Genomic DNA, 14,910 nt, shown 5'->3' with positions numbered 1-14,910 from the left:
AACGATGACCCTGCCCTTTACTCGCTTGGGGCGCCGTGCGCTCGTCGCGGCCTTCGCCGCCGCGGTGAGCGCGGCCGCGCTGGCGCCGGCACGCGCGCAGGCCCCCGCGAATGCCTCCGGCACGCCGTTGCGGCTGGTCGTCGGTTACGCGGCGGGCGGCCCGGTGGATTCGGCCGCGCGGCAGTTCGCCCCGCTGCTCGCGCGCGAGCTCGGCCGCCAGGTGCTGGTCGACAACCGCCCGGGCGCCGCCGGCCTGCTCGGCGCCGAGCTCGTCGCCAAGTCGCCGCCCGACGGCACGCTGCTGTACTTCGGCGCCAGCCCGACGCTGACGATCAGCCCGCACGTGCTCAAGCCCACCAACATCGACACGACGAAGGACCTCGCGCCGGTGTCGCCGGTGCTGAGCTACGCGAACGCGCTGGTGGTCAACAAGGACCTGCCGGTGAAGTCGCTGCAGGAGCTGATCGCGCACGCCAAGGCGCATCCCGGCACGCTGGCCTACGGCTCGGCGGGCATGGGCGCGTCCAACCACCTGAGCGGCGAGCTCTTCGCGAAGCAGACCGGTACGCAATTGATGCACGTGCCGTACAAGGGCAACGCGCCGGCGATGACCGACGTCATCGGCGGCCAGCTGGCGATGATGTTCGACATCGTCAGCACCGCGCGCACCTACATCCAGTCGAACCGCGTGCGTGCGCTGGCGGTGACGTCGAAGACCCGCAATCCGTCGCTGCCCGACGTGCCGACGATGCACGAAGCCGGCCTGCCCGGCTACGAGGTGATCGGCTGGTACGGCGTCTACGGCCCGGCCAAGCTGCCGGCCGAGCAGGTGAAGCAGCTCAATGCCGCGGTGAACAAGGCGCTGGCCGACGAGGGCCTGCGCAAGACCTGGGCCGACGCCGGCTACGAGATGTGGACCGGCGAGCCGGCGAAGCTGGCCGCGCAGCAGCGCGCGGACTTCGAGCTGTGGCGCGGCGTCACCGCCGGCATCAAGTTCGAATGAGCTGATTCGCTGAGGGGGTGGTGAAGACGATGGCGATGCAGCGTTTCCACGAGGCCTTCGACGACTGGCTCCGGCGCGAGCCGGCGCGGCCCTTCCTGCATCTGCCGGACCGCGACGTCGACTTCGGAACGCTCGGCCGGCTGGCCGATACGCTGGAACACGAGCTGCGCGGCGACGGCGTGCGCGCCGGCGACCGCGTGCTGATCGTCGCCGAGAACTGCCCCGAGCATGTCGCGCTGCTGGTGGCCTGCAGCCGCATCGGCGCCTGGTCGTGCGGCGTCAATGCGCGCATGGCGCCGGGCGAGGTGCAGGCTTTTGCCGACAAGGCCGATGCCCGCTGCGTCTACTTCACCGCCGCGGTATCGAGCGCGGCGGCACGCCATGCCGAACGTTTCGGCGCCACCGGCTCGGCCGTGCCGGGCCTCGCGCGCAGCGCGGTGCGCGCCGAGGCCCGCGCCGAGACCGGCGCGCTCGCCGAGCGCATCGCCGCGATCATCTTCACCTCGGGCACCACCGGCACGCCGAAGGGCGTGATGGTCACGCACGACGGGCTGCTGCACTTCGGCCGCGTGTCGGCACAGTCCCGCCATCTCACGCCGGACGACCGCGCCTACGCCTACCTGCCGATGACCCACATCTTCGGCCTGGGCACGGTGCTGATGGCCTCGCTGGCCGCCGGCGCGAGCCTGGTGATGCGCAGCCAGTTCGATCCGGCCGACGTGCTGGACGCGCTGGCGCGGCACCGGGTGTCGCAGCTGCAGGGGCCGCCGACCTTGTTCTCGCGGCTGCTGGCGTTCATGGACGAGCGGCGCATCGAGCGACCGGCCGCGCCCGCGCTGCGTTATGTGTACACCGGCGCCGGCCCGCTCGACATGGCGTTGAAGCGCCAGGTCGAGGCGCGCTTCGGCCAGCCGCTGCACCACGGCTACGGGTTGTCGGAGTACGCGGGCTCCGTCTACGTCACCGCGCTCGGCGAGCACCGCGACGACACCTCGGCCGGCACACGCGTCGACGGCGCCGAGCTGCGCATCGTCGGCCCCGACGGGCGCGACCTGGCCGTGGGCGAGCGCGGCGAGATCCTGATGCGCGGCCGCGGCCTGATGGCCGGCTACTTCCGCGACGCAGCGGCCACCGCCGCGGTGATGCGCGACGGCTGGTACGCCAGCGGCGACCTGGGTTACCTCGATGCCGCCGGCGCGCTCTTCGTCGTCGGGCGGCTGAAGGAGATGATCATCCGCTCGGGCTTCAACGTCTACCCGGCCGAGGTCGAAGGCGCGCTGCATGCGTTCCCCGCGATCCGCGCCGCGGCAGTGGTCGGCCGGCCCGAAGGCGACGGCAACGAGGAGGTGCTGGCCTTCGTGACCTTGAAGCCGGGCTTCGAGCTCAACCACGCGGCACTGGACGCCCACCTGCGCGAGCGCCTCGCGCCGTACAAGCGGCCGGCGCGCATCAAGGTGGTCGACAGCTTCCCGATGACGCTCAGCGGCAAGGTGCTCAAGCGCGAGCTGCTGGCGACGCTGGACGCGCCCGCCGCCGCGTCGCGCTGAACACCCCCTTTTGCATTCGCAGATTGCGCTTCCAGCGCGCCGCGCCGATGCTCCAACCCATGCAAGACGCCATGACTCCCCCCCTCGATCCCGCCGGCGGCGTGCTGGCCCGCCACCAGGCGGCGCTGAACGACGGCACCTTCCTGATCCAGCGCTGCGGCGGCTGCCGCAAGGCGGTCTACTTCCCGCGGGCGCTGTGCCCGCACTGCGGCCACGGCGAGCTGGCCTTCGAGGCACCGCAGGGCACCGGCACGGTCTACGCGGCGACGACGGTGCGCCGCAAGGCCGAGGCCGGCGGCGACGTCAATGTCTCGCTGGTCGACCTGGACGAAGGCGTGCGGCTGATGAGCCGCGTCGAAGGGGTGCCCTGCAGCGACGTGCGCATCGGCCAGCGCGTGAAGGCGCGCGTCGTGCAGCAGAACGGGCAAGGCGTGGTCGTGTTCGACCTGCTGGTCGGCGAAGGAGCCAAGGCATGAGCGGCGACCTGACGTCCTTGCGGGGCAGCGCGGCGATCGTCGGCGCCGCCACCTTCGGCTGCGGCGAAGCGCCCGGCTACACCGACATGGAACTGCTGGCCCACGCCGCGCGCGCCGCGGTGGCCGATGCCGGCCTGACGATGCCCGACATCGACGGCCTGTGCACCGCCAGCGCCAGCGCGACGATGTGGACCCTGCCGGTGGTCGAGTACCTCGGCATCCGGCCCACCTACATCGACGGCACGATGATCGGCGGCTCCAGCTTCATCGCGCACCTGCTGCCGGCGATGCGCGCGCTGCAATCGGGCCAGTGCAATGCCGCGCTGGTCTGCTACGGCAGCGCGCAGCGCACCGCCACGTTCGGCCGCAAGGAGGTGGTGGCGAGCCGCCGCTTCCTCGACCCGCAGCCCTACGAGATGCCCTACGAGCCGATGCTGCCGCTGTCGGCCTACGCGCTCGCCGCCTCGAGCCACATGCACCAGTTCGGCACCACGCGGCGCCAGCTCGCCGAAGTGGCGGTGGCCGCGCGCCAATGGGCGCAGCGCAACCCCGAAGCCTTCATGCGCGATCCGTTGAGCATCGACGAGGTGCTGAACGCCCGCATGGTCAGCGACCCGCTGACGGTGCGCGACAGCTGCCTCGTCACCGACGGCGCCGGCGCGGTCGTGCTGGTGCGCGCCGATCGCGCGCGCGACCTGCCGAAGACCCCGGTCTACGTGCTCGGCAACGGCACCGCGGTGTGGAACCGGCAGATCTCGTCGATGCACGACCTGACGGTGACCGCCGCGCGCGATTCGGGGAAAGCCGCGTTCGCGATGGCGGGTCTCGCGCCCAAGGACATCGATGTCGTGCAGCTCTACGACGCGTTCACGATCAACGTGCTGCTGTTCCTCGAGGACCTGGGCTTCTGCGCGAAGGGCGAAGGCGGCGCGTTCGTCGAGAACGGCGGCATCGCGCCGGGCGGACGTCTGCCGGTGAACACCAATGGCGGCGGGCTGTCCTGCGTGCACCCGGGCATGTACGGCATCTTCGCGCTGATCGAGGCGGTGCGGCAGCTGCGCGGCGAAGGCGGCGCACGCCAGGTGGCGAACGTGAAGACCGCGATCGCGCATGGCAACGGCGGCACGCTGTCCAGCCAATCGACGGCCGTGCTCGGCCTCGCCGAGACCCTGTGAGCGAAAGGACCTTCTCATGAGCGGGCACGACCATCCCAGCAGCACCCTCGCCGCCTTCGCCGCCGGGCTGCGGCTCGACGACATCCCCGCGCCGGTGCAGCGCCGCACCGAGGACCTGTTCCTCGACTGGCTCGGCTCGGTGCTGGCCGGCAAGGGTTCGCGGCCGGTGGAAAGCATCGCGCGGATCGCGAAAGTCATGGGCCCGGCCGACGGACCGAGCGAGGTGCTGATCTCGCGCACGCGCTCGAGCCCGCTGTTCGCCGCGATGGTCAATGCCGCCGCGTCGCACGTGGCCGAGCAGGACGACGTGCACAACGGCTCGGTCTTCCATCCGGCGGCGGTGGTGTTCCCGCCCGCGCTGGCGGTGGCGCAGGCCATCGGTGCGTCGGGGTCGGAACTGATGGCCGCGTCGGTCGCGGGTTATGAAGTCGGCATCCGCGTCGGCGAGTTCCTGGGTCGTTCGCACTACCGCATCTTCCACACCACCGGGACCGCCGGCACGCTGGCCGCGGCGGCGGCGGTCGGCCGGCTGCTGAAGCTGGACGCGGCGCAGATGCTGCATGCCTTCGGCTCGGCCGGCACGCAGGCCGCGGGGCTGTGGGAATTCCTGCGCGATGCGGCGGATTCCAAGCAGCTGCACACCGCGAAGGCGGCGTCGGACGGGTTGCTGGCCGCCTACCTGGCGCAGGACGGTTTCACCGGCGCGCAGCGCATCCTCGAAGGCCCGCAGGGGCTGGCCGCCGGCATGTCGCGCGGCGATGCCGATCCGGCGAAGCTGACCGAGGGCCTGGGCAGCCGCTGGGCGCTGGCCGAGACCTCGTTCAAGTACCACGCCTCCTGCCGCCACACCCATCCGGCCGCCGACGCGCTGCAGCAGGTGATGCGCACGCACGGCCTGCGCGCCGAGCAGATCGAGCAGGTCACCGCGCACGTGCACCAGGGCGCGATCGACGTGCTGGGGCCGGTGGTGAATCCGCAGACGGTGCACCAGAGCAAGTTCTCGATGGGCACGGTGCTGGGGCTGATCGCGGTATTCGACCGCGCCGGCCTCGCCGACTTCGATGCGCACTACCAGGACCCGCGCGTGGCCGGCGTGCGTCGAAAGGTGCAGATGCAGCACGACGACGAGGTCGATCGCGCGTACCCGCAGCGCTGGATCGGCAAGGTGAGCGTGCTCACCACCGACGGCCGCACGCTGCACGGCCGTGTCGACGAACCCAAGGGCGACCCGGGCAATACCTTGAGCCGCGCCGAGATCGAAGCCAAGGCGCGTGCCCTGGCCGCCTACGGCCAGGGCGCGAGCAGCGCGGAGATGGACCAACTGATGGCCCGCGCCTGGCACCTGGCCGAGTGGCCGCGCATCGAGCGCCTGCTGCCCTGAAACCGAATGCGAGGAACGTCCCCATGATCCGCGACCCCGACACGCTGAACGCCTTCCTCGACAGCCTGCGCCGCTTCGTCAAGGAGCGGCTCCTTCCGGCCGAGCACACCGTCGCCGAGACCGACGAAATCCCCGAGGACATCGTCGCCGACATGAAGGCGATGGGCCTCTTCGGCCTGACCATCCCCGAGTCCTACGGCGGCCTCGGGCTGACGATGGAGGAAGAGGCGCTGGTGATGTTCGAGATGGGCCGCACCTCGCCCGCGTTCCGCTCGCTGTTCGGCACCACGGTGGGCATCGGCTCGCAGGGCATCCTGATCGACGGCACGCCGGCGCAGAAGGACAAGTACCTGCCGCTGCTGGCCAGCGGCGAATTGATCGCGTCCTTCGCGCTGACCGAGCCGGAAGCCGGCTCGGACGCCGCCTCGCTGCGCACCACGGCGCGCAAGGACGGTGACCACTACATCGTCAACGGCACCAAGCGCTTCATCACCAACGCGCCGCAGGCGGGGCTGTTCACGCTGATGGCGCGCACCGATGCCAGCAACAAGGGCGCGGGCGGCGTGTCGGCCTTCATCGTCGACCGCCACACGCCGGGCATCACGATCGGCAAGCCCGACAAGAAGATGGGCCAGCGCGGCGCGCACACCGCCGACGTGATCTTCGAGGACGCGCGCGTGCCCGCCGCCAACCTGATCGGCGGCCAGGAGGGCATGGGCTTCAAGACCGCGATGAAGGTGCTGGAGAAGGGCCGCATCCACATCGCCGCGATCTGCGTCGGCGTGGCCGAGCGCATGCTGGAGGACGCGCTGCATTACGCGATCGAGCGCAAGCAGTTCGGCCAGCCGATCGCCGAATTCCAGCTGGTGCAGGCGATGCTGGCCGACAGCAAGATGGAGTGTTACGCCGCGCGCTGCATGGTGATCGATGCCGCGCGCCGCCGCGATGCCGGCGAGAACGTGGCCACCGAGGCCTCGTGCTGCAAGCTCTTCGCGTCCGAGATGTGCGGCCGCGTAGCCGACCGCGCGGTGCAGATCTTCGGCGGCTCGGGCTACGTGGCCGACCACGGCATCGAGCGCTTCTACCGCGACGTGCGCCTGTTCCGCATCTACGAGGGCACCAGCCAGATCCAGCAGCTGGTGATCGCGCGCAACATGATTCGCGAGGCGGCGCAGGCGTAGCGCGGCGAAACACGCCGCACGGCGGCGCTCAGGCCGCTGCTTCCCGCCGCAGCCGCGCCACCATGTAGTCGCCGGCCTGTGTGATGTGCCGGCGCGCCAGCGCCTCGGCTTCATCACCATCGCCGCGCATGATGGCGTCGAGCATCGCCTCGTGCTGGTCCCAGATGTCGCGCGGCGCCTCGTCGCGCAGCAGCACCTCGCCCATCACGCGCTGCGTCGCGCTCCAATGCGCGGCCATCGCCGGCGCCACCAGCGGGTTGCCGGACAGCGCGTAGATCAGCTCGTGGAAGCGCATGTCCGCAGCGACGAGCTTGGGCACCGAACCCGAGGCCACCGCCTTGCGGCCGGCCTCGATCAGCGCCGGGCCCTGCCGCGCGGCGCGCTCGGCGTTCGTCTCGGCGGCGCGTCGCGCGGCCAGGCCCTCGATCACCGCACGCATCGCGTACATGTGCTCGACCTCGTCGGGATCGAGCGCGGCGACGATCAGCCCGCGCCCCGGCGCCTCGCGCAGCACACCCTGGTTGCGCAGCAGCAGCAGCGCCTGCTGCACCGGCTGGCGCGACACGCCCAGCGCGGCGGCCACCTGCTCCTGGATCACGCGTTCGCCGGCCTTCAGCGCGCCGGATTCGATCTCCGCGAGGATCGCGTCGCGCACCTGCTCCGCGAGGTTGGGTTGCACCGACAGCGTCTTCATGCGCGCAGTGTAGTCCAGCGACCGGCATTCGAACTCTGAATTCAGAACTCCGCGTTTACCCTCATGGAACTCTGAATTCAGAGTTCTAAAGTGGCCGAATCGCCTGCCCGCCCTGCCGAAAGGATCGCCATGTCCCTTGCCAACGACCGCACCGGCCGCACCGTCGCCGAGATCGTCGCCCGCTTCCTCGTTGCCCGCGGCGTCGACCGCATCTTCGGCCTGCAGGGCGGCCACATCCAGCCGATCTGGGACCACCTGGCGCAACTGGGCGTGCGCATCGTCGACGTGCGCGACGAAGGCGCCGCGGTGCACATGGCGCATGCGCATGCGGCGCTGTCGGACACGGTGGGCATCGCGATGGCCACCGCCGGCCCCGGCGTCACCAACTGCGTCACCGCGATGACCAACGCGCACCTCGAGCGCGTGCCGGTGCTGCTGATCGGCGGCTGTCCGCCGCGCCCGCAGGACGACCTGGGGCCGCTGCAGGGCATCGACCATGCAGCGATCCTGACACCGGTGACGCGCTCGTCCCGCACCCTGCGCGTGGCCGAGCAGATCGCGCGCGACCTCGACAAGGCCTGGGCGATGGCCGACGGCGATGGCAATTCGCCGGGGCCGGTCTACATCGAGATCCCGACCGACGTGCTGCGCCAGGTCGTTCCGGAGGCCTGGGTGCTCGACGAGCACCTGCGCGCCAAGCCGCGCCGCGTGCTGTCACCCGTTGCCGCCGACGTGGCCCGCGCCGCCGACCTGCTGCGCGAGGCGCGTCGTCCGCTGGTCATCACCGGCCGCGGCGCCCGCGGCTGCGGCGCCGCGCTGACCAGCCTGCTCAACGCCTGCGGCGCGCTCTACCTCGATACGCAGGAAAGCCGCGGCCTGGTCGAGCCGTCGCATCCGGCCATCGCCGGTGCGGTGCGCGCCCGCGCGATGGCCGAAGCCGACTGCGTGCTGGTGGTCGGCCGGAAGCTCGACTACCAGCTGGCCTACGGCTCGCCGGCGGTCTTCAAGGCCGCACGCTTCATCCGCATCGCCGACCATGCCGACGAGCTGCGCGACAACCGCCGCGGCGAGGTTGAGCTGCTCGCCGACCCGGCGCTCGCGCTGACGGCGCTGGCCGAAGCCGTGAAGTCGCCGTCGACGTCGCTCGACCACGGCTGGACCGAAAGCCTGCATGCCGAGCACGTCAAGCGTTCGACGACACACGCGCAGGCGCTCTCGCGCGCCGAAGCCGGCCGCGACGGCCACATGCATCCGAACCGCATCTTCGGCGCGCTGCGCGAGGTGCTCGGGCCGGACGCGATCACCATCGCCGACGGCGGCGACCTGCTGAGCTTCGCGCGCATGGGCCTGGAGTCGCGCCACTACCTCGATGCCGGCGCCTTCGGTTGCCTGGGCGTGGGCACGCCCTACGCGGTGGCAGCGGCGCTGCTGCATCCCCAGCGCCAGGTGGTGGCGATCACCGGCGACGGCGCCTTCGGCATCAACGCGATGGAAATCGACAGCGCCAAGCGCCACGGCGCGAAGGCGGTGTTCATCGTCTCGAACAACGCCGCCTGGAACATCGAGCGGCTGGACCAGGAGATGAACTACGGCGGCCGCGTGGTCGGCACCACGCTCGCATACAGCGACTACGCGGCGATGGCGCGCGCCTTCGGCCTGCATGCCGAGCGCGTGACCGACCCGGCGCGCTTGAAGGCGGCGATCGAAGAAGCCTTCGCCAACGCACCGGCACTGATCGACGTCGTCGTCACGCAGGACGCGCTGAGCTCCGACGCCGGCAAGGGCCTGGGCTGGGTGCCGGACCGCCAGGCGCTCACCGCGTGGGACGAGGCCGAGCAGGCCCGCTCGAACCAGGGCTGACGAGGAGCGCCGCGATGAGCCACCTGCTGACCCTGTCCGATTCGCTCGCCGCACACGCGCGCACGCAAGGCGCCAAGCCCGCCGCGCGCGACTCGCGCCGTTCGCTGAGCTACGCCGAATGGGACCAGCGCGCGAGCCGGCTCGCCAATGGCCTGCTCGCGCTGGGCCTGGTCAAGGGCGACCGGGTCGCGCTGCTGGCCTACAACGCCATCGAATGGCTGGAGCTCTATGCCGCGCTGGCGCGTGCGGGCCTCGTCGCGGTGCCGGTGAACTTCCGCCTCACCGGCGCGGAGATCGCCTACATCGTGCAGCACAGCGAAGCCCGCGCGATGGTCGTGCAGGACGCGCTGCGCGAGACGGTCGAACGCATCCGCGGCGAGCTCGATGTCGACCCGCAGCGCTACGTGCTGTTCGACGGCCCGCTGCGGGGCGGCTGGCAGGACTACGAGGCCCTGATCGGGGGCGCGCCGGCCACGGCGCCGCGCATCACGGTCAAGCCCGAGGACCTGTTCGCGCTGATGTACACCTCCGGCACCACCGGCCGGCCGAAGGGGGCCATGCGCAGCCACGAAGGCAACGCGCTGCTGGCCTTCGCCACCGCGCTGGAGTTCGGCCTGAGCGCCGCGGACACCGGCCTGCTGGTGATGCCGCTGTGCCATGCGAACTCGCTCTATTTCGCGGTCACCTTCACGATGCTGGGCGCGACCATCGTCATCGACGACCGCCGCCATTTCGATCCCGAGGCGCTGCTGACGACGCTGGCGAACCAGCGCATCAGCTTCACCTCGCTGGTGCCGACGCACTACATCATGATGCTGGAGCTGTCGGCGCAGACGAAGTCGAAGCACGACCTGAGCGCGGTCGGCAAGCTGCTGGTGTCGTCGGCACCGGCGCGGCGCGAGACCAAGCTGGGCATCCTGGCGCTCTTCCCGCAGGCGAAGCTGTTCGAGCTGTACGGCTCGACCGAAGCCGGCTGGGTGACGATCCTGCGGCCCGACGAGCAGATCGCCCACCTGGGCTCGGTCGGCCGCGAGTGGGCCGGCACCGGCGCGATCAAGCTGCTCGATGCCGACGGCCGCGAGGTGGCCGACGGCGAGGTCGGCGAGCTGCATTCGCGCACCGCCTATGTCTTCGACGGCTACTGGAAGAACCCGGAGAAGACGGCCGAGTGCTTCCGCGGCGACTGGTGCTCGGTGGGGGACCTCGCGCGCCGCGACGAGCAGGGCTTCATCCACCTCGTCGATCGCAAGAGCCACATGATCATCAGCGGCGGCGAGAACATCTACCCGTCGGAGGTCGAGGCGATGCTCGGTGCGCACCCGGCGGTGCAGGACGTCGCGGTGGTCGGAATCCCCGACGCCAAGTGGGGCGAGGCCGTGCTGGCAGTGGTGGTGAGCAAGCCCGGCGAAGCGGTGACGGAAGCCGCGCTGCTGGACTGGTGCCGCGAGCGCATCGCCGGCTACAAGCGCCCGCGCGCGGTGCGCTTCATCGACGCGGCCGAGATGCCGCGCACGGCCACCGGCAAGATCCAGCACCGGCTGCTGCGCGAGCGCTACGCGCGCTGACGCTCAAAGATCCCGCGCGCTCAGGGCGAGCTGGTTCAGCATGAAGCTCCAGTAGGGCACCACGCATTCCAGGTGCCCGGCGGGAATCGCGGGGCAGTCGGTCAGCGTGACGCCGACGGCGCCCTGCGCCTGCATCGCCGCGACGGTGCGCGTGCTGGCCGGGTACGGCACGGTGCGGTCGTCGCGGCCGTGGTACAGCTTCGGCGCCAGCGCCGGCTTCCAGTCGTGAACGTTGCTCACGCGCTCGATCTCGGCGGTGTCGTCGGCGAGGAAGTTGTCGAGGAAGGTGACGTCGAAGTTGACGTCGGCATCGTCGGGCAGCAGGTGCTTCAGCAGCTCGTCCCGCACCTGGCGGCGCGCGCTGGCGCCCAGGTTCTTCAGCAGGCCGGGGCGGATCAGCGCGCCCAGCAGCGGGTTCTCGTCCGACACCAGGTCGAGCAGGGCATCCAGCGTCACCTTGACGCTGTACGGCCCCGCGCCTGGCACCACGCCGGCCAGGTTCGCCAGGTGGGGGCTGGCCTGGGACTGCAGCGCGCGGTGCGCGGCCATCGTCACGTAGCCGCCTTCGGAATAGCCGGCGAGGAACAGCTGCTTGTTGTCGAGCACACGGTGGGTCTGGCGCCAGTACTTGGCCGCGGTGATCAGGTCCAGCACCGCGGACGCCGACGGCGCCGACAGCAGGTAGGGATGCGGCGCGCCCTTCGAGACGCCATAACCCACGTAGTCGGCGGCCACGACGATGTAGCCGAGCGAGGCCATGATCAGCGCCGGCTCGGACGCCACCGCATGGTTGCTGGGCGCCTCGTTGTCGCGGAACAGCGTGCCGTGCTGGTACGCGAGCACCGGGCTGCGCTGGCCGGCCGGCTTCACCGGCACGCCGATCAGTGCCGACGCCAGGATCTCGCGGCCCTGGCCGTCGCGCGTCAGGTAGGTCAGGCGGTGGGCGGTGACCGCGTAGCGCGGCGTGATCACCGGCGCGCGCGTGCCGGCCGCCGCGATGGCCTGCGTCATCTCGCCGGTGGACACCACGCGCAGCTGCGTCGCCGACTTGAACTGGCCGGGGCCGACGGTCTCGACGATCGGCTCTTCGGGCTCGGGCGGTGGCGTCGGGGAGCCACCTCCGCCGCCGCCACAGGCGACGAGCAGCACGACCAGCGCAGCGAGCGCCATGCGCCGCGCCGCGATCAGGGAGGGAAACATGGCAAGGCGAAACAGGAAGTCGCGAAGTGCAGCCATTGTGCGACCGCCGGGTCTCGCCGCGCGCGCCGATGGCGTCGTCGCGCCACCCGGCCCTGATCTCGATCATCGAAGCGGCGGCAGCAGCAGCGGCCGCCCCGGGCACGTTCGCCGCTCAGGCTGTCTCCGGGGCACCGAGCACCTGCATCGCGTGCTCGGTGTCCATGTACTCGACCAGGTGCTTGAGCTTGCCGCCGGCCAGCCGGCAAACGTAGCAGTAGGTGTTGCGGTAGGCCGCCCCGCCGTGCGTCAGCACGTCGCCGCGGCACTCGACCACCACGTGCTCGTCCTCGGCGACGAAGCGCAGCGCGCGGTTGGTATAGGTCGTCGCGAAGCGGGCGAACAGCGGCTTGAACAGCTCGCGCCGCACCGCCGCCTTGCCTTCCCAGCGGCGCGACCAGGCCGAGTGGCCGGCGATCTCCCAGACGAAGTCCTCGTCCATCGCGTCGACGAAGGGCCGGCCGTCGCCGTCGGCCAGGGCATCGAAGATGCGCTGCATCAGCTGCTTGTTGTCGTGCGTCGTGTTCATCGGTTGCGCTTTCGTCGGGAAGAGACGGGGGGCAGCAGCGGTGGACGCTTCCCGGTCGCCATCCACTGCCCGTAGAAATGGATCTTCTCGTCGAGCAGTTCCAGCGCCTGCGTCCAGTCGGCGATCGTCGCCTCCACGCGCGCGCGGTGCTCGCGCAGCATCGTCTCGCGCTGCGCCAGCGTCGCGCGGCCCTGCTGCACCAGCGCGGTGTAGCGGCGCATCTCGGCGATCGACATGCCGGTGCGGCGCAGCCGTTCCATCAGCTGCAGCCAGCCGACGTGGCGCTCGTGGTACCGGCGCCGGCCGCCGCCGTCGCGCTGCACGCCGGGCACCAGGCCCTGCGCTTCGTACCAGCGGATGGCGTGCACCGTTCGGCCGGTGCGGGCGGCGAGCTCGCCGATGGCGAGCGTGGAGGCATCGTCGGGGGTGGTCATGCACAGCTCCGGCGGCGATTGGACGACCTAGAGTGCACTCGAAGTCAAGCCCTTTGTGCAATGGGGCCGATACTGGCGCAATGGACCTGCCCGCTGCCGCCCCGCTGCCGAACCTTCGCTGCCCGCTGTGCGGCGGTCCCAACGACTGCGCACCGGCCGGCTGCGGACGCTTCGACGTCGACTGCTGGTGTTCGCAGGCACGCATCCCCGCCGCGCTGCTCGACCGCGTGCCGGCGGAGCAGCGCGGCCTCGCCTGCATCTGCCGGCGGTGCGTGGACGCCGGACGCGGCGACGGCTGACCGTCGGCCCGGGCGCCGGCAGACCTTCGGCGCGCCGCCGCGCCGATGGCAGACTCCGTCGCCGCTCCCAACGAGAACCCACGAGGACTTTCACCGCCATGAACGCCCTGCTCTTCGACAGCCTGCTCGCCTATGCCCACTTCGTCGCGCTGATCGGCACCGCCTGCCTGCTGGTCGCCGAACTGCTGCTGGTGCGCCCGATCCTGCGCGCCGACGCGCTGCACCGCCTGAGGACGCTCGACGGCCTCTACGGCGGCTTCGCGGTGCTGACCCTGGTCACCGGCGGGCTGCGCCTCTTCATGGGCCTCAAGGGCAGCGCCTACTACCTGTCCAACCCGGTCTTCCACGCCAAGTTCACGCTCTTCGTGCTGGTCGGCCTGGTCTCGATCCTGCCGACGCTGCGCTTCCTGCAATGGTCGAAGGCAGCGAAGGCCGACGCCGCCTTCACCCCGCCTGCCGATGCCGTGCAGCGCGTGCGCCGCTGGTTGTTGATCGAGCTGCACCTGCTGGCACTGATCCCGCTGGCGGCGACGCTGATGGCGCACGGGATCACCGGGCGCGGGGCCTGAAGCCGCCCGCCGGTCCCGCTTCCGTCGCGGCCGGCGACAGTTCATCCGCCACCGCCCGCAGTTCATCGCAAGCCGCTGTCGCGCCCGGGCGCCGTTCCCTAGAGTTCACTCCATCGCAACACCGCGATGCCACTCGACAGACCGGAGCCCACCATGTTCAAGCAGATCAGCACCCAAGCCACCGCCTTCGGCCTCGCCGCGATGGTCACGCTGGCCTCGCTGGGCAGCATGGGCGCGCTGGCGAACAACAGCGTCGCGAACCACGAGATGGCCCAGGCCGACAACGCGCCGGTGCAGCAGGTGGTGGTGATCGGCAAGCGCGACGCGCGCGGCTGATCGCTCCCCCCCGCTCCGAATCACGAAGCCCCGCCTCGGCGGGGCTTTCGCATTGCTGGCGGGCGAGGCGCCCTCAGCAGGGATCCTTCTCGTGCACCGTCACGCCCTCCGGCAAGCGCACCCACGCATGGCGCCGGCAGTCGTACACCGAGTCGGTCGGCGGTCGCCGAACGCGCCGACGGCCACCGAGACGCCGTCCTGCTCGAAGCCCTCTTCGGTGTGGAAGACGGTCGAGCCGCAGACCGGGCAGAAGCGGAAGCGGAACTGCGCGCCTTGGTCGCCGGTTCGAACGTACTCGGTGGCCGTGCCGGTCACGGTGTAGGGCGGCGCGAACCCCGCGAGCGCTGCGAACACGCTGCCGGTGCGGCGCTGGCACGCCAGGCAATGGCAGACGCCGACGGCACGCGGCTCGCCACGCAGTTCGATGCGCAGCTGGCCGCATTGGCAGGACGCGGTGCGTGATGTCATGGAGCCTCCCTGAAGGACCGTGCGAGACGACGCCGGTCCACTGTGGCCGTCCGTCCTCGGGAACCGACCGTCGCGGCCACCGACGGTTCATCCACCGCCGCCGGCGCTTCATCGCAAGCCGCTGTCGCGCCGCAGCCCCGATCCCTAGAGTTCACCC

16 protein-coding genes are annotated in these 14,910 nt (G+C 71.2%); 11 read left to right on the top strand and 5 right to left on the bottom strand.

Annotation, left to right across the window (positions count from 1 at the left end; genetic code table 11):
* Window positions 1–4 precede the first annotated feature (4 nt).
* The 6 genes from P1K89_RS10425 (at window position 5) to P1K89_RS10400 (ending at window position 6,763) form a co-directional block, all read left to right on the top strand.
* Window positions 5–1,003: a Bug family tripartite tricarboxylate transporter substrate binding protein gene (locus tag P1K89_RS10425; protein ID WP_284616386.1), complete on the top strand. Its 999-nt coding sequence runs from the start codon at window positions 5–7 to the stop codon at window positions 1,001–1,003.
* A 29-nt stretch (window positions 1,004–1,032) separates the two neighbouring features.
* A complete protein-coding gene (locus P1K89_RS10420) occupies window positions 1,033–2,550 on the top strand; it encodes a class I adenylate-forming enzyme family protein (RefSeq protein ID WP_284617473.1) in 1,518 nt (505 codons plus the stop codon).
* 71 nt (window positions 2,551–2,621) lie between these two features.
* On the top strand, window positions 2,622–3,026 hold the full coding sequence (locus P1K89_RS10415; protein WP_284616385.1) for a Zn-ribbon domain-containing OB-fold protein: 405 nt from the start codon (window positions 2,622–2,624) through the stop codon (window positions 3,024–3,026).
* Entirely contained in the window at window positions 3,023–4,201 is a 1,179-nt protein-coding gene (locus P1K89_RS10410; RefSeq protein WP_284616384.1) for a thiolase family protein, read from the top strand. The genes P1K89_RS10415 and P1K89_RS10410 overlap by 4 nt, the downstream gene beginning before the upstream one ends.
* Before the next feature lie 16 nt (window positions 4,202–4,217).
* Entirely contained in the window at window positions 4,218–5,582 is a 1,365-nt protein-coding gene (locus P1K89_RS10405) for an MmgE/PrpD family protein (RefSeq protein WP_284616383.1), read from the top strand.
* 23 nt (window positions 5,583–5,605) lie between these two features.
* Entirely contained in the window at window positions 5,606–6,763 is a 1,158-nt protein-coding gene (locus P1K89_RS10400; RefSeq protein ID WP_284616382.1) for an acyl-CoA dehydrogenase family protein, read from the top strand.
* A gap of 28 nt (window positions 6,764–6,791) precedes the next feature.
* Here the strand turns inward: P1K89_RS10400 and P1K89_RS10395 are convergent, their stop codons facing one another.
* Window positions 6,792–7,457 carry a GntR family transcriptional regulator gene (locus tag P1K89_RS10395; protein WP_284616381.1) on the bottom strand — a complete coding sequence of 222 codons (666 nt, stop codon included), beginning with the start codon at window positions 7,455–7,457 and terminating at the stop codon, window positions 6,792–6,794.
* A gap of 129 nt (window positions 7,458–7,586) precedes the next feature.
* Between P1K89_RS10395 and P1K89_RS10390 the strand changes: the two genes are divergently transcribed.
* Window positions 7,587–9,317, top strand: a complete 1,731-nt coding sequence (locus P1K89_RS10390; RefSeq protein WP_284616380.1) for a 2-hydroxyacyl-CoA lyase — start codon at window positions 7,587–7,589, stop codon at window positions 9,315–9,317.
* 14 nt (window positions 9,318–9,331) lie between these two features.
* Window positions 9,332–10,882 carry a class I adenylate-forming enzyme family protein gene (locus P1K89_RS10385; protein WP_284616379.1) on the top strand — a complete coding sequence of 517 codons (1,551 nt, stop codon included), beginning with the start codon at window positions 9,332–9,334 and terminating at the stop codon, window positions 10,880–10,882.
* Between the two features lie 3 nt (window positions 10,883–10,885).
* On the opposite strand, the gene P1K89_RS10380 is transcribed toward P1K89_RS10385, so the two are convergent.
* The 3 genes from P1K89_RS10380 to P1K89_RS10370 form a co-directional block, all read right to left on the bottom strand.
* Window positions 10,886–12,082, bottom strand: coding sequence for an alpha/beta hydrolase family protein (locus P1K89_RS10380; protein WP_284616378.1), 1,197 nt, complete (start codon window positions 12,080–12,082; stop codon window positions 10,886–10,888).
* 151 nt (window positions 12,083–12,233) lie between these two features.
* A complete protein-coding gene (locus P1K89_RS10375) occupies window positions 12,234–12,647 on the bottom strand; it encodes a nuclear transport factor 2 family protein (protein ID WP_284616377.1) in 414 nt (137 codons plus the stop codon).
* The gene (locus P1K89_RS10370) at window positions 12,644–13,081 is read right to left on the bottom strand and encodes a MerR family transcriptional regulator (RefSeq protein ID WP_284616376.1); all 438 of its coding nucleotides are present in this window, start codon (window positions 13,079–13,081) and stop codon (window positions 12,644–12,646) included. Before P1K89_RS10370 ends, P1K89_RS10375 begins: the two co-directional genes overlap by 4 nt.
* 80 nt (window positions 13,082–13,161) lie before the next feature.
* Here P1K89_RS10370 and P1K89_RS10365 point away from each other — a divergent pair, with 80 nt between their 5' ends.
* From P1K89_RS10365 to P1K89_RS10355, 3 genes are all read left to right on the top strand, one after another.
* Complete coding sequence (locus tag P1K89_RS10365; RefSeq protein WP_284616375.1) at window positions 13,162–13,380, top strand: cysteine-rich CWC family protein; 219 nt, start codon at window positions 13,162–13,164, stop codon at window positions 13,378–13,380.
* A 98-nt stretch (window positions 13,381–13,478) separates the two neighbouring features.
* Entirely contained in the window at window positions 13,479–13,949 is a 471-nt protein-coding gene (locus tag P1K89_RS10360) for a DUF2214 family protein (protein ID WP_284616374.1), read from the top strand.
* Window positions 13,950–14,102: 153 nt separating this feature from the next.
* Entirely contained in the window at window positions 14,103–14,285 is a 183-nt protein-coding gene (locus P1K89_RS10355) for a hypothetical protein (RefSeq protein ID WP_284616373.1), read from the top strand.
* Window positions 14,286–14,384: 99 nt separating this feature from the next.
* Here P1K89_RS10355 and P1K89_RS10350 read toward each other — a convergent pair whose 3' ends face one another.
* Window positions 14,385–14,753 carry a GFA family protein gene (locus P1K89_RS10350; protein ID WP_284616372.1) on the bottom strand — a complete coding sequence of 123 codons (369 nt, stop codon included), beginning with the start codon at window positions 14,751–14,753 and terminating at the stop codon, window positions 14,385–14,387.
* Between the last annotated feature and the right edge of the window lie 157 nt (window positions 14,754–14,910).

Source organism: Aquabacterium humicola (genome assembly GCF_030167915.1).
GTDB lineage: Bacteria > Pseudomonadota > Gammaproteobacteria > Burkholderiales > Burkholderiaceae_C > Pseudaquabacterium > Pseudaquabacterium humicola.
The sequence above is the reverse complement of the archived record's forward strand: the minus strand, read 5'-3'. Positions and strand labels throughout refer to the sequence as shown.